Source organism: Robbsia andropogonis, assembly GCF_034047095.1.
Taxonomy (GTDB): domain Bacteria; phylum Pseudomonadota; class Gammaproteobacteria; order Burkholderiales; family Burkholderiaceae; genus Robbsia; species Robbsia andropogonis.
Genome location: NZ_CP139164.1, coordinates 340400 through 362602 on the forward strand (window position 1 = coordinate 340400; position 22203 = coordinate 362602).

Consider the following 22203-nt stretch of genomic DNA (forward strand, 5'->3'; position numbering starts at 1 on the left):
TTCAACGTGCTTTCTTCAATGCACGTTCAGCTTCCCGGTAGGCGATCTCAGCCATCAACTCCGCCCAGGTCGCCAGCAGCGACTCGTCGTTGGACAGGAACAGCGGGTCCCTGATCCAGACGATTTCGGTCTGCGCAACAGACGCGGTGTCATCCGCCCGCCGCCAGCTCGTCTCAAAAATCCGCAAATCTTCGTCGTCACTGTTGCCCTGGGTGACCAGTTCGGCATGAGAGGCCACGCTGCGCACGGCTACCTCCGTAGTGGGTACCTGCCGCAACGTCGCCAAGACCTGCGCCGCCTTACGTACGGCCGCGCCGCGCGCACCGGCCTGGATAAAAATCACTGTTTCAGGCAGCGGCGCTTCGCAAATCAGCCGAAACAACGTGCTCTTGCACCGCTCCGAAAGACTCATCGCAAAGCTCGAATAAACAAAAAGGGGACACAAACCCGACCGCGATCACATGGGTATAGGTTGCCTGACAAAAAACGTATTGTCGAATTATAGGCAAAAATTGCCAATTCGAGGCGGCGAAACGCAGAACGGGCCCATCCCGGCCAACGCCCGCGTCCGCGCCATGACCGGCGGCATGTTCCTGATGCGTGCCGTCGCCCTCAGCGCGCGCGCTCGTCCGCCGACGCGGGCTCCACCATCGTGGCCGACGCATCAATGCCTCCCCCGAGCGATTCCGCGGCATTGTCGAGTGTCCGTTCCCGGGTCTCAGGCATCGCCAGCCAGACAGTCAGAACGGCCAGCGCACCTACCGCAGCCAGTCCGAAAAAGGCCATCGTGCTACCAAAGCGATCAGCCGCAAAACCCGCCAGCGACGTACTCAGCGTTGCCCCCACGCCGGCGGCCAATCCGAAAAAACCGATACAGAGGTTATATCGACCTTTGCCACCGGCAACGTCGGCGGCGATCAAGGGCAGCATCACGCCGAACACCGCCGCGCTCAGGCCGTCGAACGCTTGAACCGGAACCAGCAGATACGGACTGTTGCTAGTCACCGCAAACAGCAAGGCCCGAATCGGGAGGGCCGAAAAACCGAGCACCAGGATGGGCCGTCTGCCCCACCGCTGGGAGGCGCGGCCCACCCACGGCGACATTGCCGCGACGATGATCTGTGGCACCACGATACAGGCGGCAATCACCAACTGCACGTGATCGCCCATTTTGAGCGTCACTTCGCCGGCAGCGAGATTCAACATAGCCGCATTCGACAGGTGGAACAGCACGATGCAGACCGCGAAGGTCAGCAGCCGCCGATCTCGGACCAAGATCCAGATCGACTCCTTTGGTTCGTCTTCGAGCGTCGATGTTGTAACGGCGGCCTGTGCCGCACGGGCCGCAGCGGCGCGCGCGGCGGACGCTGCGGCACCACCGGGTCCATAGGCGGCGTTATTCGTGCCGCGCCCCTTGAAGCGGGCGAGCAACCGGTCCACCCAACGGAAAGAATCACCGCCGCCCTCGATCATCACAAGGGCGAAGATCGAGGGGATCGTCAGCGCGGCAGTCAGCCAGAAAATCGCCCGGACCGATACATATTGACCGAACAGCCCCATCAAAAGCGCGGCGAAGGCACTCCCGATGGACGCCCAGCGGGCATTTCGTCCAAGCCGATCGCCCAGGTTCGCCCGACCGACCAGTTTCAATGAGATGGCCGCCAATGCGGGCACCAGCATGCAGCTCGCAAAACCGTGCAAGACTTCGGCGCCCACCACCGAGATCCACGCGGTACTGAGCGCGAACATCAACGCGCTGATGGTAACAGCGACGATGGCTGAAATCGCCGCAAAATGCTTGCTGCGAATCGCGTCGACCACCGCGCCGGCCGGCAACTGACTGACCATGGCAGTGATCGTGCCGACACTCAGCGCCACCCCGATCTCACCTTGCGTCCATTTTTCGGATGCCAGGTAGGAGGCAATGAACGGCCCAAAACCGGTCTGGACATTGGCAATAAAAAAATTCAGCCAGTCCAGTGCGCGAAGACTACGAATCGTGACCATGGGCGATCACTGCTTCGCCGAGCTAGGAGCGGGGGCACTGCCCCCGGCCGAAGCCTTGGCGCTATCGGGCGTCGACTTGTCGTCGCTGCCGGTGTCCGCCGTGGGCGGTGACACAAGCCGGATCGGCTTGCCGCCAACGTATTCCGGCGAGGCCTCGATCTGCTTTTCGTCGAGGTCAGTCTCCAACCGCGGCGATTTCGGGTCCCCGCGCAGATGCACGGTGCTCCAGGCAGCCGCAATCAGTTGCTTGTCGTGAATCAGGGAGTCACTGATGTTCAGCACCACCCCTTGCAACTGACCCGTTGCATCCACCAGTACATCGACCACATGCCCGACTTCCTGGCCCTTCGCGGTACGAACGGTGGCGTCGATCAAGTTCATCATGCCCGGCGGCGGCGCGGGACTGCCGCCCGACCCGGGACTGGACGCCGTTGGTTCGACCGTGTCCGACGTCAACGTGAAGGGTGGTTGACCATGCGGGGCGGGATTGAAGCGCATGCTCTGCCAGGGTAGTCGGACCTTCCGATCGCCCACGCCCATAAATCCGACCAGGTTCACGACGACAGCCTGCGGGGTGCCATTCATCGCGGCAACCGCGTCCACCGCGCGACCGATGACTTTGCCATTCGGCCGTTGCACCTCGGCGTCGAGCATGCCCCGCATCTTGCCTCCAGGAATGTCTTGAATGCGCACGATAAGCGGCGCCTTGGGTGGAGGCGGAGGCGCCACCGGTGCGACCGCTTCCTTGCGCGGAGGCGGGGGCTTGCGAACCGGTCGCGGGGGCGGTCGATGCACAGGGCGCGGCATCGTAAAGAAGACCGGACCGGGCGCCAGCGCCGCAGGGACAGGCAACCACACCGCTGGCTTGGGTTCGTCGTTTGGATCAGCCGGCAGAATATGCGCGTCCTCGACCGGTGCGGGCACGCGATCGGTCATCGCGCTGCAAGCCGTCAACAGCGCGAGTACAGCGACACAGGTCAGAGACCGCCACCAGGCCATTACCGCGGCCGGCAACGCCCGCCACAGTGGCCAACCAATCAAGCGGGCGGACTCAAACAACAGGCGGCACGTCCTCATGAGCGGGCTGCATTCCTCTTTCAAACTGACGACAGGCGCCAAAAATTATTACGGACAACGCCGGCAAGAACGCGTCCTTCGTCTACGATCAGCACAAAAAACACTTGTCATACAGCGATATCGACTACCGGTCAGAACAGGCGCTTTCCCAGTCCGCGCCCTGCGCAACGCGATGCAAGCCTATCTCGCGCAGCACCCCGCCGCCAGCCCCATAACAACGATAACGCCATAATGAATTTTTATAGCAAATTCGCCGATGTTGGAGGCAATTAGTGGCCACGTTTACCGAATTCTTGCAATATCTTCCGACGCTGCGGCCGTCTATAGGACAACCGCCATCTATACTAAGGCATTCTCCTCGCCACCGTCGAGGTGGGATGGCGGTAGTCAGACACCACACGACACCTCGATCCAGTCTATCCAGAACACTCCTCGGCCACATCATTCAAAACGGATGAAATGCGCCACGATGTTATTTGAGTAATCAAAAGATTCGCTTTTACCTGTAAAGTCCTATTTTTGATATCGCAAGGATAAATGCGTGATGCATCCCTGCCAACGCGGACTTTGCTTAGCCTGATGAAGCGCTTTCTCATCGTCAAAATCACATCGCTGGGTGATGTCGTCATGGCTCAGCCGGTTGTCAGTGACATTCGGCGCGCCTACCCCGAGGCGATCATCGACTGGGCGAGCGACGAAGACTATTCCGAGATCCCTTCCTGGAACCCTGATGTTGCGACCGTGCATTGCGCGCCGCTAAGGCTGATCAAGAAGCAGCGAAACCTGACCGGGGTGCGACAAGTAATACGCGCCGTGGCCGGCATGCGCGCGCATCGCTACGATGCTGTCATAGACATTCACGGCGCCTACAAAAGCGCGATCGTCGCTTTCCTGGCACGCGCCAAGCAACGCTACGGCTACCCCAACACGTCGCTCGGGGAACGCGGCGCCGCCTTTGCCTATAGCCGCAGGATGAGATTCTCGCCCGGTTGCAGTGCCGTACAGATGATGCGAGAAGCCGCCGGGAGCGCGCTCGGCATCACGATCAGCGGTGCGCCGCACTTTGGCCTGCAACCGCCGCCGCTACCTGCTGAGCAACAACGGGCCTGCCGCCTGCCGCCACGCACGGCGCTGCTATTGCATGGCGCATCCAAACCTGAGAAATGCTGGCCCGTGTCATCTTGGACAGCCATTGGACGTGCCTTGTATTCGATGGGCATTTCCTGTGTGCTGCCGTGGCATTCGCATGAAGAGCACGAACGCGCGCAAGCCCTTGCCGCCGCACTCCCTGGCGCCCGGGTACTGCCAAAGATGTCGCTAGCCGAATGCGCACATGCCATCGAGTCAGCCGCATTGGTCATCGGCGTGGATACAGGGTTGACCCACCTCGCTTATGCGCTGGCGCGTCCCACGGTTGCAATCTTCTCCGCGACGTCGCGTAACCACTTCGGCTTCGACGTGCCGGGCCGGGCTTGCTCGATCGGTGACGAGGGACGCGTTCCGGATGTAAATGAGGTACTGGACGCCATCCAGCAATTAATGCGGCCCCCAAAGCCACCTTGTGATGACGTGACACGGCCTCGCACAATCGACGGTGGCCCTGCTCGCGCACCGCATTCCCTTCCGGATGTCTTGGACGCGGATAGCGCCCCACCCAACCCGATCGTCATCGCGTCTTGAAACATCCAGGCCAGGTGGAATCGCCTGGCCCTGCATGCGGCCGCCTTACGCAACGCACGGGAGCGCGCACGCCATCTCGCGACGCGCGAATGTCAAAAGGCTGCTCGCCATCGTGCCGTTGCCGTGGTTCACGACATGTCCTCCGATAGTTCGCTTTATTCCCGTTTGTTCGCATTACCAATCAAATTCTCGCTTGGCCGTGACCCATAGACGATAACGAACCCTATAGTTTGCGACGCGAGACTATCGCCGCGCCGGTGCCGCCCGTTGAAGAAGATATTCACGAGAGATCCAGTTTGCACCGACGACGCATTCCAGAGGAGACAAATCCATGAGCGACGTCACCAACCCAGGCGCCCCCGCATTTCACGCGCATTATCTTCCATACGAACCACCAACCGCTGATCGGCGGTGCGTACGACATCGCAAACAGTACGATATCAGCAAGGTCGCCCTCACGACCCTATGCGGTTTATTCCCCTTTCTCGACTGCAACCCGGCACACGCGGAAACCAACCTTACGCTTTATGGTCGACTGGACAACGGTGTTGAATATCTGAATGGCCTGACCGATGCAAACGGCAAACGTACCCATCGCTGGCGTGGCCAAAGCGGGGACTGGGGCACCGGCATGTTGGGCCTGCAGGGTGAGGAAACGCTGGGGGCTGGCTTAAAGGTATTGTTCAATCTGGAGCAAGGGCTCAACACGATGAACGGCGCTGTGGACGGAGGTCGCATGTTCAACCGGTGGGCATACCTGGGAATGTCCCACCCGTCATGGGGCACCTTGTCGGGCGGACGGATGTTATGGCTTTCGAATGGTGTCTGGGAATTCGATCCCTTCGTGCAGCAGATCTGGTCAAGCGCGTCACTCGTGAGAGGTCGCACCTGGCACCAGACAAGTAATAACGTGCGCTATCAATCACCCGTCTTCGCAGGCTTCGATGTGAGGTTGCAGATGGCATTGGGAAATCAGACGGGCTTTAACCTAGGCGCGTCTGGCGACTTCGGCCGCGCGAGCGGCGCGCAATTGACCTATACGCATCCATCGTTTCAGCTACGTGCCATATATGACGACCTACGCGATCCGAATGGCCGGTTTTCCGACCTCTATCGACATTCACGGGAATGGATCGGCGCGGTCAACGTCGTTGTGGGCCGCATCAAGATCCAGGCGGCGTGGACGCATATGTGGGCCGGCGATACGGGCGGCAACGGCGCACCGGATCGCGCCGATCATCAATGGCTTGGCGTCACATACCAAATCAACCCAAGCCTGGCTTCGACGATTGGCGCTTTTCACCTTCGCGCGAATGGCGACGCCGACAAAGGAGGCGGACGGGCAACGATTATCGAGGCCGGCACCACGTATAACCTGTCGAAACGGACCATGCTATATGCCACTGTAGCGCACGTGCGCAACAGTGCAGGTGCCCGCTTTGGCCTGATCCCGGACCCGATCACATCCGCCAATAATCCGGTCCCGGGCGGCCGGCAAACCGGAGGGTACATCGGCGTCAACCACAGCTTTTGAACACGACTCGGTCGATCAGGTACGCACGCGATTTCGGCCATCCCGTTTCGCGCGGTAGAGCGCGGCATCGGCTGCTTCTATCAACATCGTCGGCGGCTGTCCCTCCATCGGGTCGAGAATGGAGACACCCACGCTGACGGTTACACATTGCGCGGTTGACGAACCGCTGTGCTCCACGCCCAGTTTCTCGATTAACAACCGTGCCTTCTCGGCCATCATCCGCATGCCCACGGGTGTCGTGCCGGGGAGAATCACGGCGAACTCCTCCCCACCAAAGCGGGCCGGCAAATCGGCGGCGCCCGCACCCACTTGTGTCAGAACGTGTGCTACACGCTTCAAAACTTCGTCACCGGCCACATGGCCGTACGTATCGTTGTACGACTTGAAATGATCGACGTCGATCATCAGCATGCCAATCGAGCGGCGCTCGCGCACGGCCCGTCGCCACTCCGCCGCCAGATATTCATCGAAATACCGGCGGTTCGACAGCCCGGTCAACCCATCCGAGTGCGTAAGGCGCTGCAATTCCAGATTGGTTTCCAGCAGCTGCTGCTGACTTTGCCGCAGCGCCCGATAGGCTTCGTCGCGCTGCTGGAGGTTCATATAGGAACGCGAGTGATAGCGTATCCGGGCGATCAATTCGATTGCGTCCGGTAGTTTTACCAGATAGTCGTTAGCGCCCGCCGCAAAGGCCGCACTCTTGATCTGTGGCTCTTCCTTCGTCGACAAGACGATAATCGGAATTTCGCGGGTTTCGCGGCGTGAGCGATAGCGCTGTACCAGCGTCAGTCCGTCGATGCCCGGCATGACGAGGTCCTGCAGGATCACCGTCGCGCGCGTATCGATGACCGCGCGCAATGCCTGCTCCGGGTCCGTGCAGTAATGAAAGTCGATATCCGGCGCCGCAGCCAATGCCCGCTTGACGGCTTCCGCCACGATCGGCTGATCATCGATCAGCATCACCATTGCATGGCCTGCCTTATCGTCAAGCTTGCCCTGAGCGGGGTCTCGCGCTCCTGGCCCGGCAGACTCATCACCATCCGCGACCGGCGCTTCGGATGACGTTATCGCCATTTGCTGGTCCAGTCGCGCGTCGGCATTGCCTTCGCCTGCTGGGGTAGCGGCCTGAGCGGAGGTTCCAGTTGGGGTCGATTTAATACGATCGTCCATATAACTCTTGGAGAAAGCGTCTTCGCTAGTGCGAGCATTGCGATGCGGAAGGGCCGGTTGATTGTCGCTCGGCGGCATCATCGCATCTTTCATCTTAAAAATGCGACGCGACCGCGTTCGCAATATGACTTAACGGCAGAATGTCCACCGCCGCATGGGCTTCGGCCGCTGCCTTTGGCATCCCATAAACGGCACTGGACTGCTTATCTTGCGTGACAGTATAAAACCCCCGCTCACGCATTGCCTTCAAGCCGATCGCACCGTCCCGCCCCATGCCGCTGAGGACGACCCCTACAGCCTTGCCCTTCCACACTGCCGCGACGTCGCCCATCAAGGCGTCGACCGAGGGACGGTAAAAGCTTTGCGCCGGTTCCGCACTGTAGCGCAACGTCCCGGCCGCGTCGAGTCGGAGATGGTCGTTGGTGCCCGCCAGCAATGCCGTGCCGGGCTGTGGCATCTCGCCATTGCGCGCAATCCGCACTGGCATTACAGCACTTTGCGCAAGCCATTCCGCCATTCCGGGCGCAAAGGCGACGTCCACGTGTTGCACCAACACCACTGGGATCGAGAAGCCGACAGGGAGTCGCGAGAGGAGATCCGCCATTGCCGCCGGCCCACCCGCCGACGCACCGACGATCAGCAGCGGGCTGTGCGTACCACTACGCAATACTGTCGGGGAGAGAGCGGGCTCGCTGTCCTGTTTCATCTGCGACTGCTGTGCAATCCGCTCCAGCCGGTTATGCAACACCGCCGCAGTCTTTGCAAGCTCGTTACCGGCGAAAGAGGGAGTATCCACGGCATCCAACGCCCCGTGCCCCATGGCCTGGTAGACAAGGGGCACGTGCGCACCAATGTCGCTGGTAACAATCAGAATTGGACACGGAGACGCCTGCATGATCCGGCGTGTCGCCTCCACACCATCCATCACCGGCATCAACAAATCCATCAACACTGCGTCTGGCCGCTCGGCCGCGCAAAGTTCGACGGCCTCGGCACCGTTGTGCGCAACCCACGCCACTTCGTAGCCTGGACGTAACGCCAAGGCGCGCCGCAGTACCTGAATGGCGAGGTCCAGATCGTTGACGATGCCTATCTTCATCCAGTGGGGTCTCCTATCAAATCGCGCACGGCGTCTAACAGCGCCGCATCGTGAAAGCTGCTCTTGGCAAGATAATGATCCGCGCCGGCATCCAGCCCGCGTTGGCGGTCCGCTGCCCGATCCTTGTAGGATACGATCATCACCGGCAGCGTCCGGAACTCCGGATCGCGTCGAATCATCGTTACCAATTCGATACCGTCGACACGCGGCATGTCAACGTCCGTCACCACCATATCGAAGCGGCTGGACATTAACGCATTCCAACCCTCCATCCCGTCAACGGCGACGCTAACGTCGTAACCGCCATTGGTCAATAGCTTGCGCTGCAGTTCGCGTACAGTCAATGAATCGTCAACGACCAGTACCCGCTTCCGTGCCGCGCGTGACGCATCGGCACTAACACGCGAGACCATGTCGACCCGGGTAGAGGACGACAAACGCGCCATCGAGCGAATCACATCATCAACATCGATGATCAATACCGGCGTGCCATCTTCCAGCAGACTTGCGGCGGCGATATTGGTAATCTTTCCCAAACGGGAATCGATCGGCTGGATTACCAACATCCGCTCCTCGCGGAATTTATCCACCACCAGCCCGTAGCGTTCGTCGTCGCCACCCAACACAACCACTTGCATGCTGCCATCCCCCGGAGGCGGCGGCGCGCATCGCAACACCTGAGATGCCAGCACAGGCGCAACGGAACGACCTTCCAAGGTGAAGTGAGGCCTGCCCTCCACCGTCTCCACCGCGTCGGCTTCCACGCGTAGTGCGCGCACGATATGGGCCAACGGAAATGCATAAGGCTCGCCGCCAATATCAGCTACGAGGCAACGCATGACTGATAATGTCAGTGGTAGTTGCAACTGGAAGCGCGTACCAACGCCAGCCGTCTGTGTGATGCGCATATTGCCGCGCACCTGCCGCACCGTGGTTTGGACGACGTCCAAACCGACCCCGCGGCCAGAAACATCGCTGACCGTTTCGCGCATGCTGAAACCAGGCAGCATCAGGAACTCCAGCAACTCGGCCTCGGACAACCGCGGCGCGACCGAGGGATTGACCAGCCCCCGCTTGACGACGCGAGCACGGACGGCTTCAATATCCACCCCACCTCCGTCGTCGACGATGTCGATGACGAGCGTCCCGGCGACATGCCGTGCATCAATGCGGATCTCACCTTCCTCAGGCTTGCCCGCCCGCTGCCGGATAGCCGTGGATTCAATGCCATGATCCACCGCGTTGCGCAGTAAATGACCGAGCGGGGCATCCAGCAACGCCAGAATATCCCGATCGACCGGTACCGTTTCCCCGACGATCGTCAATTTCACTTGCTTGCCAAGGCTGCGGGACACCTCCCGAACCATCCGCGCATAACCGCCGGTAATGTCGGCAAAAGGGCGCATCCGAGAGGCCAAGGCCGCTTCGTATAACTGGTTCGACAAGCCATGATGACGCTGCTCGACCTGTTCGATCAGGTTGACCCCCCCCATGGTTTCATCGACCAGGCCGTCAACCAGCCGGGCGGTCGCGTCGAACGATGCAATGGCCACTTCATCGATCCGCGCATCGATCAAACGATTGCGTAGCGATTGCATCGATAAGATCGTCTCGCGCTGTCGCTGCATCAGGTTCAACATGCTTGCGATCAAAGGTCGGAAAGTCCGCGCCTCGACCACGGCCTGCCCGGATAACGCCAACAAGCGGTCCAGATTGCGCGCCGCCACACGCAGCGTGCGCTCCGCCGATGCTGGCGCGGCTGGCGTCGCGGTTGTTGGCGCTTGCCCGGCTACCGCGACTGAACCGGGCGACAGCGTAATCGATGGCGCAGGTAGCGTCGGCGCAGGTGGCATCGGTACGCTGACGACTGACGCTCGCGCTACGTCCACGGAGGGATTACCGGAAGGCACAACACCTGACGCGGTGGAAACCGCGTCAGCATCGACATCGACATCGACATCGACATCGACATCGACATCGGCATCGGCATCGGCATCGACATCGGCATCGACATCGGCATCGGCATCGGCATCGACATCGGCATCGGCATCGGCTTCGGCTTCGGCTTCGGCTTCAGCATCGGCTTCGTCGACCGGAGCATGCCCACCCGCTTCGGTCGCATCGTCCGTCGAACGATTCGCATCCTCTACGCGCGCCTCTGTCAGTTCGCCAGATGCAGCCATTTCATCCGTGCCGGGCGTTCTCGGAAAGTCAAAAGCCGGAAATGGCGGTGCGGCGTCCGGAAAGCCGTCGTGGTGCGTGTCTCGATCATCGTCCAGCCGGATCGGCCCTGCATTCAGCGACGTGGTCGGCGGCGCCGCGGCTTGCGTCCCCGGATGCTCTCCGGCGCAGACTTGTTCCAATGCCGCGATCACTTCTGCCATTGTCGCCGGCGCCGCGGCCCCTTCACCTGCCAGCGCAATATCACGCAGTAGGTCGACCCCTCGCAGCAGCAAATCGATGTCGCCCGCGTCAAGCCGAATGTCATGCCGCTGCGCCTGGACGAAACACTCCTCCATTACATGGGCGATGGCCACACCGGGCGCAACCCCCACAATTCGCGCTGCGCCCTTCAACGAATGCGCGGCGCGCATGCACGATTCCAGTGTTGCGGCGTCCTCGGGGGTGCGCTCAAGCGTAATCAAGCCATTACCTAGCAACGAAGCTTGGGCCTCGGTCTCCTGGGCAAACAGCCCGAATAGCGACACATCGCCGTAATCGTCGCTCATCCGAGGCTCCTTCTCAGGGTTTCGAATAATTTATCGCCGTCCAGCACACCCAGCGTGCCATCTCGCCAATCCGCGATCGCTCGCGTATGCGAAGCGCTCGCATGCGAAAGCGTTGCCGGTACCGGTCGATAATGCTCACGCTTGAAACGGGCAATGCCATAGACCTCATCGACTGGGAAGACCGTGCACGGCTCATCACTGCGATCCTGGCCCACGAGGAAGCGTGCCAAAGGTGCATGCACCGAGCGTGCACTTGTCAACGTGGATGGCACCGCCGATTCCGGGCTTTCTGGACGTTCCTGAAGATCGAGCAGGCGCGCCAGTGACACGCATACCGTTAGCTGGCCTCGGATATTCACTAATCCCAACACTGCTTTGCTACGCAAACGCGGCAACGAATGCACCGCTCCCGTCTCGGCAATCTGTGCGACATGCCGTGCAGGCAAACCCAGCCATTCGCTGCCGATGCGAACCACGAGCAGCGGCTCCCCCGTGGAAGAAGAGAAGGCTTGCTTGTCGCGTTGAATCGATGCGAGATCCAAGCCGCCAACATCGATGTCGCCCCCCATCGATCCCACAGCCACATCGGCGTCATCCTCGGCGGCACGGGGAAGCCGGTCGAGCAAATCGGCGGCGCCACGCGCATATACCTCGCAGTTACGGCAATGGATGTACGTCGCCAGTTTTGCGCAGGATTGGTCACCATGAATGCCGATGCGATTCCAGCAATCGTCGATCGGCGGCACGGGAACAGACAAGGTTTCGATCATCGATCAGCTTCGATCAGAAAAGGTCAGGGTGAGCACGGCGGGCTCGGGCCATTAACCGTTGCGCCCCCGCGTCGTCGCCTTCCAGCGCCAAATGCTCGGCAAAATGCACCAAGGCACCAGCGTGATTGGCTTCCAAATATAAAGCGCGCCGAAAATGCTCGCGCGCATCCGCACTACGGTTGCCGGCATCCGCCAACACGCCCATCAGGCAATACACATCCGCATTCGCCATCCCGGCATCGACCAAAGTCTGGCAAAGCTGCGTTGCCTGGGCGATATAACCAAGATTCGCGAGGCGCTCTGCCTCGGCATAGGTGGCAGCAAGCGGTTCCATTTTTATGGTCACGGCGTGGGCCGACGGTGCGGGCGTACCACTCGCCCGCACCGCGTTGCCGGCTTGGACTCTTCTTCCGACACCGCCTGATGGGTTCCCCGACGCTCGTGGCACACTGTCGATGGCGACTGGCCGAGGGGCCCCAAACGATGGATTCGCCGCACCAGTGGCACGCGCGACGGTATTCGCGGGCCGCCCTGCAGCGCCTTCGAAAGGCAACGGTGCCGCATTACCGGTCGACAACGACGCGCCTGTCTGTCCGCCCCGTGACGGAGGAGTGCTCGTTGTCCAACCCGGTTTCGGTGGGGACATCACGCCAATCACACCTGCGCCGCTCACGCCCTGCGCGACGGCAACGGTCTGCTTCGCAACCGACGGCACATCGGGCGACATTGCACCGCGCCCCGACATCGCAGATCCAATGCCTATCGGACGAGACGTGGTGACCACCGCCGGCACGTCACGATGAAAGGCGAATGCCAGCGGCGCCGCCGCGGCGGCAAGTCCGACGCGACTCACCAATGCCGCTTCCGCGGGTCCCACCAGCAGAAAACCACTCGGACGCAAGGCACGGCGCAACTTCTCGATGACGGCGGCCTGCGTCGGGCGGTCGAAATAAATCAGAACGTTCCGGCAGAAGATGAAATCATATGTCCCTCCCTGCCCGGTATCCCCGCCTACCCGGGCATCCGATACAAGATTCACCCGCTGGAAAGACACACATGCGCGTGCTTCGCGATTGATTTCCCATATAGATTCACGGATTGGGGAACCAGGGACCAGTTGGCCTTGCAAAGTGAAAAAGCGGTCTCGCAAGGCCTCCGGGCAGCCACGGAAAGCGTTGGGACGATAGCGACCCGCAGCGGCCTGCGCCAGCGCTACTTCGCTGATATCCATCGCGTCAATCAAGAAGGCACTTGGCGGCAGGCCGTCAAGCAACAGCGTCATCGCAATCGAGTAGGGTTCCTCGCCAGTCGAACACGGTACGGAAGCAATCCGTAACGGCCCCGGCGCGACGCCGATACCCCCACCACGAAAATGCCGTTGGCGTGCCTGCAGCGCGAGGAAATCGAACGATTCGCGATGCCGGAAAAACCATGTCTCCGGTACCACCGCGGCTTCGATCAGCCATTGCCGCTCATCGGCGTCCTGCTCGATACGCGCAGGGTATGACCACGGATCAGCGATCACCTTGCTTGCGATGAGCGCCTGAATACGTTCGCCCACCGCACGCTCAACGCTGCGGGCTCCCACCAGATCGATTTCCAGGCCGGACAACTGGCGAAGGGCCGTTGCAATATGGACCGCCAACGCATCGGGCAAAGCATCGCGCGGACGACGCGATCCCGCATCATCGACGTTAGCGCCGCCGGTTGCGCCGCCCGCATCGGTGCCAGCACCATTTTCGGGACCGAAGACGCGTGCGCCAGATGCGGCAATGGCCGCTGCCGACCGAGGCGCGCTCGCGATCATTGCATTCTCCTTCAATAGAGCAAGCGACCCAGGCCGCGTTCCACTCAGGGACGCTCCTGTACCATTACCGCGCGAACAGGCGCTCGCGCACCGATCCGGGTAGCAGGTCACGTACCACGACCCGCTGTATCACACGACCATCTTCGTGCTGCAGTACCGGACCCAGATAAGGCGCCTCCGGCGTCGCCAGACCGGGATCGACGAAATCTTTGTCATCGGCCGCAAGCGTCGATGTCGCTTGCTCGACGATCACGCCGAGGCGTGGCTCCTGCACCGTTGCCGACGCCCCTTCCGTGTAGCGCAGCACAGCCATGCGCGTGGACATCACTGCCCGCGCCGGACGATTGACGGCCAATGCGCAGAGATCGATCACCGGAAAAGATCCGTGCCCATCGCTCGCCAATCCCGCCACCCACGGTGGCGTGGACGGCAAGGCCTTCACGGCAGGGACCGGTCGCACCGCGAGTACGTCCGCCGTGCTCAGAGCATAGCGGTCCGTACCCAGCGAGAAGATCAGATACAACATCAGGCTTGCAACCGGAAGCGCGTGACACCCGTGCGCAGTTGATTCGCGACCAACGTCAAGCCGTCGATCGCTTGCGTCGACTGATGCAACGATTCCACCGTCTGCTGCGCGGCCTCCGTCAATTGGGACAGCGCTTGCGTGATCTGCTCCGCACCACTTGCCTGATGCTGCATCCCTTCGTTCACTACCTGGAAGCGCGGCGCCAGCGCTTGCACTTGCACAATGATTTGTGACAATTGGCCGCTGGCTTGCTGCACCTCGATAATGCCGCGCCGCACTTCCTCCGCGAACTTGTCCATACCCATCACGCCGGCCGAAACAGCCGACTGGATCTCCTTGACCATCTGCTCGATGTCGAAGGTCGCCACGGCGGTCTGGTCCGCGAGGCGGCGGATTTCCGTCGCCACCACACCAAAGCCTCGGCCATACTCGCCAGCCTTCTCCGCTTCGATGGCCGCGTTCAACGATAACAGGTTTGTCTGATCCGCCACTTTTGTGATCGTCGACACCACCTGGTTGATCTTGCCGGCCTTCTCGTTCAGGATCGCCAGCTTCGCATTGACGGAGCCCGCGGCCTCCATCACATGCTGCATGGTCTCGCTCATGCGCGTCAGCCCTTCATGGCCGGTATCCGCCAGCATCGCGGTTTGTTCGGCAACCGTCGACACTTCGCTCATCGTGCGAACAAGATCTGTAGAGGTGGCGAGCATCGTACGGGTTGTCGCGCCGATCTCAGCGGTGGTCGCGGCGGTCTCGGTAGCCGTCGCCTGCTGTTCCTTCGACGTGGCCGCTATCTCCGCCACCGATGTGGTGACCTGCATGGACGAATGCTGGGCCTGACCGACCAGCGCCGTCAGTTCTTCGATGAGACGATTGAAGCCCACCTCGAGCATCGCGAACTCGTCACGGCGCCGCAGATCCAAACGGCCCGTGAGATCACCAGTACGCATGACATCCAGCGCATCAACGATTTCACGCATTGGCCGAGTGATTGCGCGGAACAGCAAATAGCCGAAAAGGATCGAGCACGCCAGGGCGACACCCAACGTAATGGCCATCGCCTTTTGTGCATCGAGTACCGATTGGCGAATCGCTTGCGTTGCCTCGTCCGTGCTCTTCTTATTGATATTGACGATGTTGCGCAGTGATGTCCGACCATCATTCCACGGAGGTGTCAACTGTGTCACGAAGGCTGCGTCCGCGGCTTCGTGTGATATCTCCCGAGCGGCCAACACAGCATCCGCCGCCTTTGTGAATCGGCTTGCAGCATCTCGAAAAATCGCGGCCTCCCGCTGCTCGACGTCCGAATCAACGGTATGGCCGTAGTGCTCTATGAGCTTCCCCATATTCTGGCGAGCTTCCTCGAAGCGCTTTCGGTCGGCCGCTACCTGCTCCTCGGTCGTATCCACATAGACCATCCGCAAGGTCGACGAGTAGATTTCATTCCAGGTTGCTCGTAATGAGGTCGCATCGAATAATCCTGGCACGCCGTCGTTCTGCACCCGATCCGCTTCCAGATCGATCACAAGCAAACGATTGTAAGACACGCCCGCCATCACGATCATCAGGATGAAGATCACTCCCAGGCTGGCTATGATTCGTTGACGAATCGATCCTTTGACCATATTTCCCCACGTTGACCGAAGATCCTTGTGGGGCCGAGTGTATCGGTTTTTTTTAACAGATCAAAGAAGAAGGGATAGATGAGGCCATTTGGCCGGGGAAGATCCCCGTTGCGCGATTAGCTGTCGTAATGACGCAACTGCCATCTCACAAAAGGCGTATCACGACGCGCCTCGCGACCCGAGAGCACGGGGCACGGGGAAACCCTGGGAGGGCAAATTGAATAGTCTGGCGTTAGGGAGCAACGCATTGGCGCCGATGTGTGCATGGCATCCATCCGGCGCCGACGGATCAGCGCAAATAACCTGCTTCGCGGAACCAGTCGATCGCATCGACCAGGGCATCACGGTGAGGCCGTGCGGTGTAGCCCAGTTTGGCTTGCGCTTTGGCACTGCTGAAAAACATCATGTAGCGCGACATATTTAGACCGTCTACCGTGACGAAAGGCTCACGCTTCGTGATCTTGGCCAATCCCTCGGCAGCAGCGGCGAGTGGGTACAGCGGCCAACGCGGCAACTGCAGTATCGGGGGCTTGCCGCCGGTAATGCCAGCTATGGTCTGCAATAACGTACCTAGCTTCACGTCGTCGCCACCAAGTATGTAATGCTCGCCGACCGGCCCTTTGAAGAGCGCTAGCAAGTGCCCGGCGGCAACATCATCGACATGCACGAAATTGAGGCCTGTATCGACATAACCTGGCATTTTCCCGGCGGCGGCCTGGACAATCAATCGGCCTGTGGGAGTCGGTTTGATATCACGCGGCCCGATTGGCGTAGACGGGTGCACGATCACTGCCGGCAATTGCCGGGTAGCGATCATGTCTTCCACGACCCGCTCAGCCGCTACCTTGCTGCGCTTGTACGCACCAATGGCCTCGTGTTCATCCACCTTCGCCGTCTCGTCGACCGGCCCGATCGCGCCCTTGACGCGCAACGTCGCGACACTGCTGGTGTAGACGATCTTCTCAACGCCAGCGGCGAGCGCCGCGTCCATTACGGTGCGCGTGCCGTCGACGTTGGTACGGATGATCTCGCGAGGATCGGGCGCCCATAAGCGATAATCCGCCGCGACATGGAAAACGTAACGCACCCCCGCCATCGCACGCCGCATTGCATCGGCATCGCGCATGTCGGCTTCCACGACCTCGTAGCCATTGCCGTCGATGTTGCCACGTGGACTCGTACGGCGCACCGTCACGCGGACGGCGAAACCGGCTTGCTGAGCGTGTTGCGCAACAGCGGCACCGACAAAACCGGAAGCACCGGTAACCAAAACAGTATCAGCGCTCATTCAACTCCGATATTACGCAACGTCAGATCAGGCGATCTGGATGATTGCCTTCTTGAGACTATTCGCACGCATCACGTGCCGCGAACGACATCCAGCTTGGTTTTACCCTGCTTCGAGAATACGAACCAGGCTCATGTTGGCCATATTGTAACGAGGGCGGTACGACGGTGCGCCAGATGCATACCGACTAGGGCGAACCGCTGACCGCCGAAAGAGTCGACTCGCCCGCGACCTCTGATCGCACGGCGCGATGTCACCTCACGCTACGGCCGGGGCCTGCGCGTCACGCTGCTGGCAGTCCGGGCAAATCCCTTTTAATTCCGCTGCATCACTTGCCAATTTATAACCGGAAAGCTTAATGCGCTCGAATAAAACCCGCTCAATCTCGGGTTCATGCATTTCCAGCACGGCGCCACACTGCTGACACACCAACAACATGCCGTGATGACAATGCGTCAGATCATGGCACGCTGCAAAAGCGTTGATCGATTCAACGCGATGTACAAGCCCGACCGACAGGAGAAAATCCAGCGCGCGGTAGACAGTCGGCGGCGCCGAGCCAGAGTGCACCTTACGCATCTCGTCCAATAACGTATACGCCTTGGTCGCACGCCCGGACGACAGCAACAGGCCAAGCACCTTGCGGCGAATCGGCGTCAGGCGTTCACCTCGTCGTTGACAGAATGTATCAGCCAGCGCCAATTCCGCTTCTACGTCGTCATCAGAGAGACCAACCGCCGCGTGGCCATGGCCGTCGGACTCGCGGGTTTGCGTGGCGTGTTCATGCGCATGGTCGTGCGAATGGCCGTGAAAGGCGCGCCCGTCAGTCCGCCGGTCGTGCGCATGCACCTGCCGACGCTCAGAGTCACTGGTGTCGGCGGACCGGCCGTTTACCGCACCGGCATCTGCCTGAGGCCCCGACAGGTCCGACGCGACGCGGCGCGGCCTTTTGCCGGTTCGGCTCGTCTTGACTGCCAGCGGGTCGGCAATAGCTTGCGGCCTGCTGGCAGGCGTGGCCGGATCAACGGGGGAATCGCTCACGACCGCATGAAGATGATTTGACATACCCCGATTCTACACGGTCTGCATCGGCCAACGCCGCGCGGCGGATTACCCCTTTTTCCCGGGAGCGCACTGCGCCGCACATTCGTGCAACGGTTGATGCCGTATTTCATCTGCTTCTTGAGACGCGCACCGAACGAAAGTCGATTGAAAGTTGCCGTAGCTAATATATCCCTGCAGAAATTTAGACAGCGTCGAGCTACCTGTCACGACGCGGCGTCAATAAATGCAAACAAGGAGAAGCCGCCTCATGAACGAAAAATGGACATCGGTCCAGCGCAATACTGTTATCGCCGCCGTGGGCAGTTGGACACTCGATGCGTTCGATTTCTTCTTACTGACATTTCTTTTGAGCAATCTGGCAAAAGCATTTAGCGTCGACATCAGTAAAGTCACGTTTTCGATTTTGCTGACCTTGGCGGTTCGGCCGATTGGTGCGTTTATTTTTGGGCGTGCCGCCGAAAAATACGGCAGACGGCCGGTCTTGATGGTGAATATCGTTATTTTCTCGATCATGGAATTGGCATCGGGGCTTGCGCCATCGCTTGAGGTGTTTCTGATACTGCGTTTGATATACGGTGTCGCAATGGGCGGCATCTGGGGCGTCGCCTCATCTTTGGCCATGGAAACCATTCCCACGCGCTCGCGCGGTCTGGTGTCCGGCATGTTCCAGGCCGGCTATCCAGGAGGCTATTTGGTTGCTTCCATTGTCTATGGCTTATTTGCCTGGCTTGGATGGCGCAACTTGTTCTTCATCGGAACATTGCCGGTCCTGATGGTGATCTTTATCTGGTTCAAGGTGCCGGAGTCACCGGTCTGGTTGGCCGCACGCGAACAAAAAGTGCATACCGCCTTGTTGCCTGTCATCAAGAGGGAATGGAAGCTATGTCTGTATGCGGTGCTGCTGATGGGTTGTTTTAATTTTTTCAGTCATGGTACGCAAGACATGTATCCAACGTTCTTGAAGGTACAGCATGGCTTTGATCCGCATACCGTCGCCATCATCGCCGTGGTGTACAACATTGCCGCCATCTGTGGCGGCCTTGTGTTTGGCTCGCTATCCGAAAGAATCGGACGACGTCGCGCCATCATCATTGCCGCCTTGCTGTCGTTGCCAGTCCTGCCGTTGTGGGCGTTTTCGAGCGGCAGTATTGCCATAGGCATAGGCGCCTTCATGATGCAATTCATGGTCCAAGGTGCCTGGGGCGTGATCCCGGCCTATCTGAACGAACTGGCGCCCGAAGGCACCCGAGCGGTATTGCCGGGTTTCGTCTACCAGTTGGGAAATTTCATCGCGTCCGTCAACGGACCGCTTCAAGCGGGATTTGCCGAGCGGCACAACAACAACTACGGAATGGCGATGGCCATGGTCGCAGGGACCGTGGCCGTACTGATCGCGATGTTCATCTACTTCGGGCGGGATACACGCGGCCAAACCTTTGTCGGCAAGGCAAGTGCCGTTTAAACCGTTTGAAGAAAACCCATCGCCCTGACGACCGTCAGGCTAGTGTGCCCACCCGCCTGGGCGCTTAAGCAGCCGCCGACGCGGTATCCGCTTGCGCATTACCGGTGCCTGCCGATGCTAAAGACGCCGCGATCGGCTGAGGTAACCGGTCCAATGCGTTCACCGTGGCGGTGCAGGCATGCGCTGCTTCCGCTCCCTTCTTCACAAAGTGCGCATGGAAATAGTCGGTGTGCGCTTCTTCGTGGAAATGATGGGGCGTCAGCGACACCGAAAATACCGGCACGCCGGTATCCAACTGCACGCGCATCAGGCCATCCACCACTGCGGCAGCGACAAAATCGTGGCGATAGATGCCGCCATCGACGACCAATGCGGCGCATACCACGCCAGCGTAACGCCCCGTCTCGGCGAGGCGCTTTGCGTGCAACGGTAATTCGAACGCGCCCGGCACCGCGTAATAATCGATCGCGTCGTCGGAATAGCCGAGTTTCGCCATTTCGGCGGCAAAGCCGACACGGGCCTGGTCGACGATATTCGCGTGCCAACTGGCTTGAACAAACGCAAAGCGAGGAGGCGTAGCCGAAGACGACGCATCATTTGCGCCGGCGGCAGAAGACAACACTGCAATGTTGGACATGGTCGGTTCCTGTTCAATAAAGAAACAGGGCGATCGGCCGGACGCGGCATCGATAAGGTCGACCAGCATCGGTGGGACGTCTCAACGCGTTCATACAACCGCTCGAACCGCACACACCAAGCCAGCCCGCGAATCACGCCGCGAACCGCTTCTCTCTTTCATCCGGACTATACCGTCGGCCCCGGAATCACACCGGATCTGCTGACCCTGGAGATGTCATCGCCAGGCGCTCGCGGGCTGGATGCGGCGGCTATCGATATCATCAGCCAGACACTAAGTCCGAATCGACACCGGTCACCTTAACCACATCATCACCGCCGGTGGGGAATCTCACCCCGCCCCGAGAGCACTTCAAGAAGTGCGAACCGCAAAGTAGCATGAATTATGGCGATATGCAGCATTCCTGCGGCGACAACTTATAACGATTGCATCGATGCTTTGGCCTAGAAGTGGGTTAGCGCGATGCCAATGCGTTATCACTTTGATTTCATGATGTTTTTACAGACTCACAATATGACCATAAAGCGAGCGCAGTGCACATCATTTTTTAAAACGCATTGAATGGTGCAAGAGGTGGCGGGTATAAAGCGATTCGACGGCAGTTGAAGCGATGAAGCAGCGCGTTATCTCCGTCTGAATGTGCAGTTGCCCGCCTGTGCGCAAGCGGGCGCCAGTTGGCACCTAAAGATTAGTAACGCGCACTGGGCTCGAATTCCGGCCCTTGTCGTGTGCGTGAACACTATGCCGCGAGTTGATCAAGAGCCATCGTCCACGAGCGTTGGTTCGACCGTAGGAATTCCTCTATATGCGCTGGGAGAAAGCATCGTATATTCTCCTCCGGAATCACACCGCATTGTTAATACATTTTTACGACCTCGATTAATGTAGATTCCATCTGCAGAACCTTCAAATAAAACATAATCATACGCACCCGATTTAAATTTCAAATGAACAAAACTTATATTTCCCAAAACGATATCACTAATTGAAAATTTACCCAGTGGAGCTACCAAGGTTTTGGGGAAACGCATTTCTACATTTTCCGGCCGACCATACCGATATTGTACATAACCTTTGTCAGGCGCTATATTTTCTGCAGCACAAATCGACATAATTTTATCTTTAATAATACAACTAAAATAAATTTCCTCCTCATCTTCACAAAGAGTTTGAGTAAAATACTGGGGATTCTCCATTGCATTATATGCATTTACGGACATGCTATACGTGATCGATAGAAAAAATACAATCACAACTTGAGAAAAACTTATTTGAGAAATTCGCGCCACGACTCTTCCTCTTTTGTTAAAAAATTGCGTGGAAGACCTTTAAAGGCGCGCGATGATATAGTGGCATAATCGCCACCTGGTTCGCATCGGATTGTTCGCACATACTTGCCATTCTGAAATATTAAAAGCTCTGAATTGATCGCCTGTGATAATACGAAATCAAATTCTTGTGATTTGAATTTAATTCGAACAATTATTTCGCCATCCTCAACAATAGTATCAATAGAAAATTTTCCACGCGATAATGATCCTATCTTTGGATAATGCAAATCGAAAGTGGATTCAACATCAGAATCGTAATCACCATAACGAAACTCAACACGACCATGCCATGGCGTAACATTTCCGACGGCGCAAACGGAAAGTAATTTTCCATTGGCTTTACAACTAAAATAGACCTCCTCCATTCCTCTACACAAAGTCCGCTCTTCGCTTTGG

At 59.1% G+C, this 22203-nt stretch carries 18 protein-coding genes and 1 riboswitch; of the genes, 3 read left to right on the plus strand and 15 right to left on the minus strand.

Going from position 1 to position 22203, the window contains the following annotated elements; all coding sequences use genetic code 11:
• Position 1: 1 nt before the first annotated feature.
• From SJQ66_RS01455 to SJQ66_RS01465, 3 genes are all read right to left on the minus strand, one after another.
• Positions 2-412, minus strand: coding sequence for a hypothetical protein (locus tag SJQ66_RS01455; protein WP_024903694.1), 411 nt, complete (start codon positions 410-412; stop codon positions 2-4).
• Between the two features lie 200 nt (positions 413-612).
• Complete coding sequence (locus SJQ66_RS01460) at positions 613-2007, minus strand: MFS transporter (protein WP_253464553.1); 1395 nt, start codon at positions 2005-2007, stop codon at positions 613-615.
• Positions 2008-2013: 6 nt separating this feature from the next.
• On the minus strand, positions 2014-3066 hold the full coding sequence (locus tag SJQ66_RS01465; protein ID WP_157685848.1) for a PRC-barrel domain-containing protein: 1053 nt from the start codon (positions 3064-3066) through the stop codon (positions 2014-2016).
• Between the two features lie 555 nt (positions 3067-3621).
• On the opposite strand from SJQ66_RS01465, the gene waaC reads away from it, so the two are divergent.
• Both waaC and SJQ66_RS01475 read left to right on the plus strand, forming a co-directional pair.
• On the plus strand, positions 3622-4764 hold the full coding sequence (gene waaC, locus SJQ66_RS01470; protein WP_052738404.1) for a lipopolysaccharide heptosyltransferase I: 1143 nt from the start codon (positions 3622-3624) through the stop codon (positions 4762-4764).
• A gap of 331 nt (positions 4765-5095) precedes the next feature.
• The gene (locus SJQ66_RS01475) at positions 5096-6298 is read left to right on the plus strand and encodes a porin (protein ID WP_024903690.1); all 1203 of its coding nucleotides are present in this window, start codon (positions 5096-5098) and stop codon (positions 6296-6298) included.
• A gap of 15 nt (positions 6299-6313) precedes the next feature.
• Here SJQ66_RS01475 and SJQ66_RS01480 read toward each other — a convergent pair whose 3' ends face one another.
• The 9 genes from SJQ66_RS01480 to SJQ66_RS01520 all read right to left on the minus strand — a co-directional run bounded on the left by SJQ66_RS01480 (position 6314) and on the right by SJQ66_RS01520 (position 18161).
• Positions 6314-7372 carry a diguanylate cyclase gene (locus SJQ66_RS01480; protein WP_036010137.1) on the minus strand — a complete coding sequence of 353 codons (1059 nt, stop codon included), beginning with the start codon at positions 7370-7372 and terminating at the stop codon, positions 6314-6316.
• Between the two features lie 190 nt (positions 7373-7562).
• Positions 7563-8567: a chemotaxis-specific protein-glutamate methyltransferase CheB gene (gene cheB, locus SJQ66_RS01485; RefSeq protein ID WP_024903688.1), complete on the minus strand. Its 1005-nt coding sequence runs from the start codon at positions 8565-8567 to the stop codon at positions 7563-7565.
• On the minus strand, positions 8564-11296 hold the full coding sequence (locus tag SJQ66_RS01490) for a hybrid sensor histidine kinase/response regulator (protein ID WP_320533781.1): 2733 nt from the start codon (positions 11294-11296) through the stop codon (positions 8564-8566). Before SJQ66_RS01490 ends, cheB begins: the two co-directional genes overlap by 4 nt.
• Positions 11293-12066, minus strand: coding sequence for a chemotaxis protein CheW (locus SJQ66_RS01495; RefSeq protein ID WP_024903686.1), 774 nt, complete (start codon positions 12064-12066; stop codon positions 11293-11295). Before SJQ66_RS01495 ends, SJQ66_RS01490 begins: the two co-directional genes overlap by 4 nt.
• Positions 12067-12079: 13 nt before the next feature.
• Positions 12080-13873 carry a CheR family methyltransferase gene (locus tag SJQ66_RS01500; protein WP_024903685.1) on the minus strand — a complete coding sequence of 598 codons (1794 nt, stop codon included), beginning with the start codon at positions 13871-13873 and terminating at the stop codon, positions 12080-12082.
• 64 nt (positions 13874-13937) lie between these two features.
• Entirely contained in the window at positions 13938-14399 is a 462-nt protein-coding gene (locus tag SJQ66_RS01505) for a chemotaxis protein CheW (RefSeq protein WP_024903684.1), read from the minus strand.
• Positions 14399-16024, minus strand: coding sequence for a methyl-accepting chemotaxis protein (locus tag SJQ66_RS01510; protein WP_024903683.1), 1626 nt, complete (start codon positions 16022-16024; stop codon positions 14399-14401). The genes SJQ66_RS01505 and SJQ66_RS01510 overlap by 1 nt, the downstream gene beginning before the upstream one ends.
• A 289-nt stretch (positions 16025-16313) precedes the next feature.
• The gene (hpnA, locus tag SJQ66_RS01515) at positions 16314-17312 is read right to left on the minus strand and encodes a hopanoid-associated sugar epimerase (protein WP_024903682.1); all 999 of its coding nucleotides are present in this window, start codon (positions 17310-17312) and stop codon (positions 16314-16316) included.
• A 258-nt stretch (positions 17313-17570) separates the two neighbouring features.
• Positions 17571-18161 carry a Fur family transcriptional regulator gene (locus tag SJQ66_RS01520; RefSeq protein ID WP_253464605.1) on the minus strand — a complete coding sequence of 197 codons (591 nt, stop codon included), beginning with the start codon at positions 18159-18161 and terminating at the stop codon, positions 17571-17573.
• A 463-nt stretch (positions 18162-18624) separates the two neighbouring features.
• Here SJQ66_RS01520 and SJQ66_RS01525 point away from each other — a divergent pair, with 463 nt between their 5' ends.
• A complete protein-coding gene (locus SJQ66_RS01525) occupies positions 18625-19839 on the plus strand; it encodes an MFS transporter (RefSeq protein WP_024903680.1) in 1215 nt (404 codons plus the stop codon).
• Between the two features lie 64 nt (positions 19840-19903).
• Here the strand turns inward: SJQ66_RS01525 and SJQ66_RS01530 are convergent, their stop codons facing one another.
• The 3 genes from SJQ66_RS01530 to SJQ66_RS01540 form a co-directional block, all read right to left on the minus strand.
• Positions 19904-20476 (minus strand): 6,7-dimethyl-8-ribityllumazine synthase, encoded by a 573-nt coding sequence (locus SJQ66_RS01530; protein ID WP_081764953.1) that lies wholly within the window; start codon positions 20474-20476, stop codon positions 19904-19906.
• A 146-nt stretch (positions 20477-20622) separates the two neighbouring features.
• A riboswitch (FMN riboswitch) is annotated at positions 20623-20828 on the minus strand.
• Positions 20829-21231: 403 nt separating this feature from the next.
• Positions 21232-21765 carry a hypothetical protein gene (locus tag SJQ66_RS01535; RefSeq protein ID WP_320533782.1) on the minus strand — a complete coding sequence of 178 codons (534 nt, stop codon included), beginning with the start codon at positions 21763-21765 and terminating at the stop codon, positions 21232-21234.
• On the minus strand, positions 21744-22172 hold the full coding sequence (locus SJQ66_RS01540; RefSeq protein WP_320533783.1) for a hypothetical protein: 429 nt from the start codon (positions 22170-22172) through the stop codon (positions 21744-21746). Before SJQ66_RS01540 ends, SJQ66_RS01535 begins: the two co-directional genes overlap by 22 nt.
• Between the last annotated feature and the right edge of the window lie 31 nt (positions 22173-22203).

Coding starts and splice junctions, on each gene's coding strand:
- SJQ66_RS01495 (WP_024903686.1), bottom strand. CDS start 12,066: ATGATCGAAACCTTGTCTGTTCCCGTGCCGCCGATCGACGATTGCTGG.
- SJQ66_RS01525 (WP_024903680.1), top strand. CDS start 18,625: ATGAACGAAAAATGGACATCGGTCCAGCGCAATACTGTTATCGCCGCC.
- SJQ66_RS01500 (WP_024903685.1), bottom strand. CDS start 13,873: ATGATCGCGAGCGCGCCTCGGTCGGCAGCGGCCATTGCCGCATCTGGC.
- SJQ66_RS01530 (WP_081764953.1), bottom strand. CDS start 20,476: ATGTCCAACATTGCAGTGTTGTCTTCTGCCGCCGGCGCAAATGATGCG.
- hpnA (WP_024903682.1), bottom strand. CDS start 17,312: ATGAGCGCTGATACTGTTTTGGTTACCGGTGCTTCCGGTTTTGTCGGT.
- cheB (WP_024903688.1), bottom strand. CDS start 8,567: ATGAAGATAGGCATCGTCAACGATCTGGACCTCGCCATTCAGGTACTG.
- SJQ66_RS01540 (WP_320533783.1), bottom strand. CDS start 22,172: ATGGAGGAGGTCTATTTTAGTTGTAAAGCCAATGGAAAATTACTTTCC.
- SJQ66_RS01475 (WP_024903690.1), top strand. CDS start 5,096: ATGAGCGACGTCACCAACCCAGGCGCCCCCGCATTTCACGCGCATTAT.
- SJQ66_RS01490 (WP_320533781.1), bottom strand. CDS start 11,296: ATGAGCGACGATTACGGCGATGTGTCGCTATTCGGGCTGTTTGCCCAG.
- SJQ66_RS01510 (WP_024903683.1), bottom strand. CDS start 16,024: ATGGTCAAAGGATCGATTCGTCAACGAATCATAGCCAGCCTGGGAGTG.
- SJQ66_RS01460 (WP_253464553.1), bottom strand. CDS start 2,007: ATGGTCACGATTCGTAGTCTTCGCGCACTGGACTGGCTGAATTTTTTT.
- SJQ66_RS01480 (WP_036010137.1), bottom strand. CDS start 7,372: ATGGCGATAACGTCATCCGAAGCGCCGGTCGCGGATGGTGATGAGTCT.
- SJQ66_RS01455 (WP_024903694.1), bottom strand. CDS start 412: ATGAGTCTTTCGGAGCGGTGCAAGAGCACGTTGTTTCGGCTGATTTGC.
- waaC (WP_052738404.1), top strand. CDS start 3,622: ATGCGTGATGCATCCCTGCCAACGCGGACTTTGCTTAGCCTGATGAAG.
- SJQ66_RS01505 (WP_024903684.1), bottom strand. CDS start 14,399: ATGTTGTATCTGATCTTCTCGCTGGGTACGGACCGCTATGCTCTGAGC.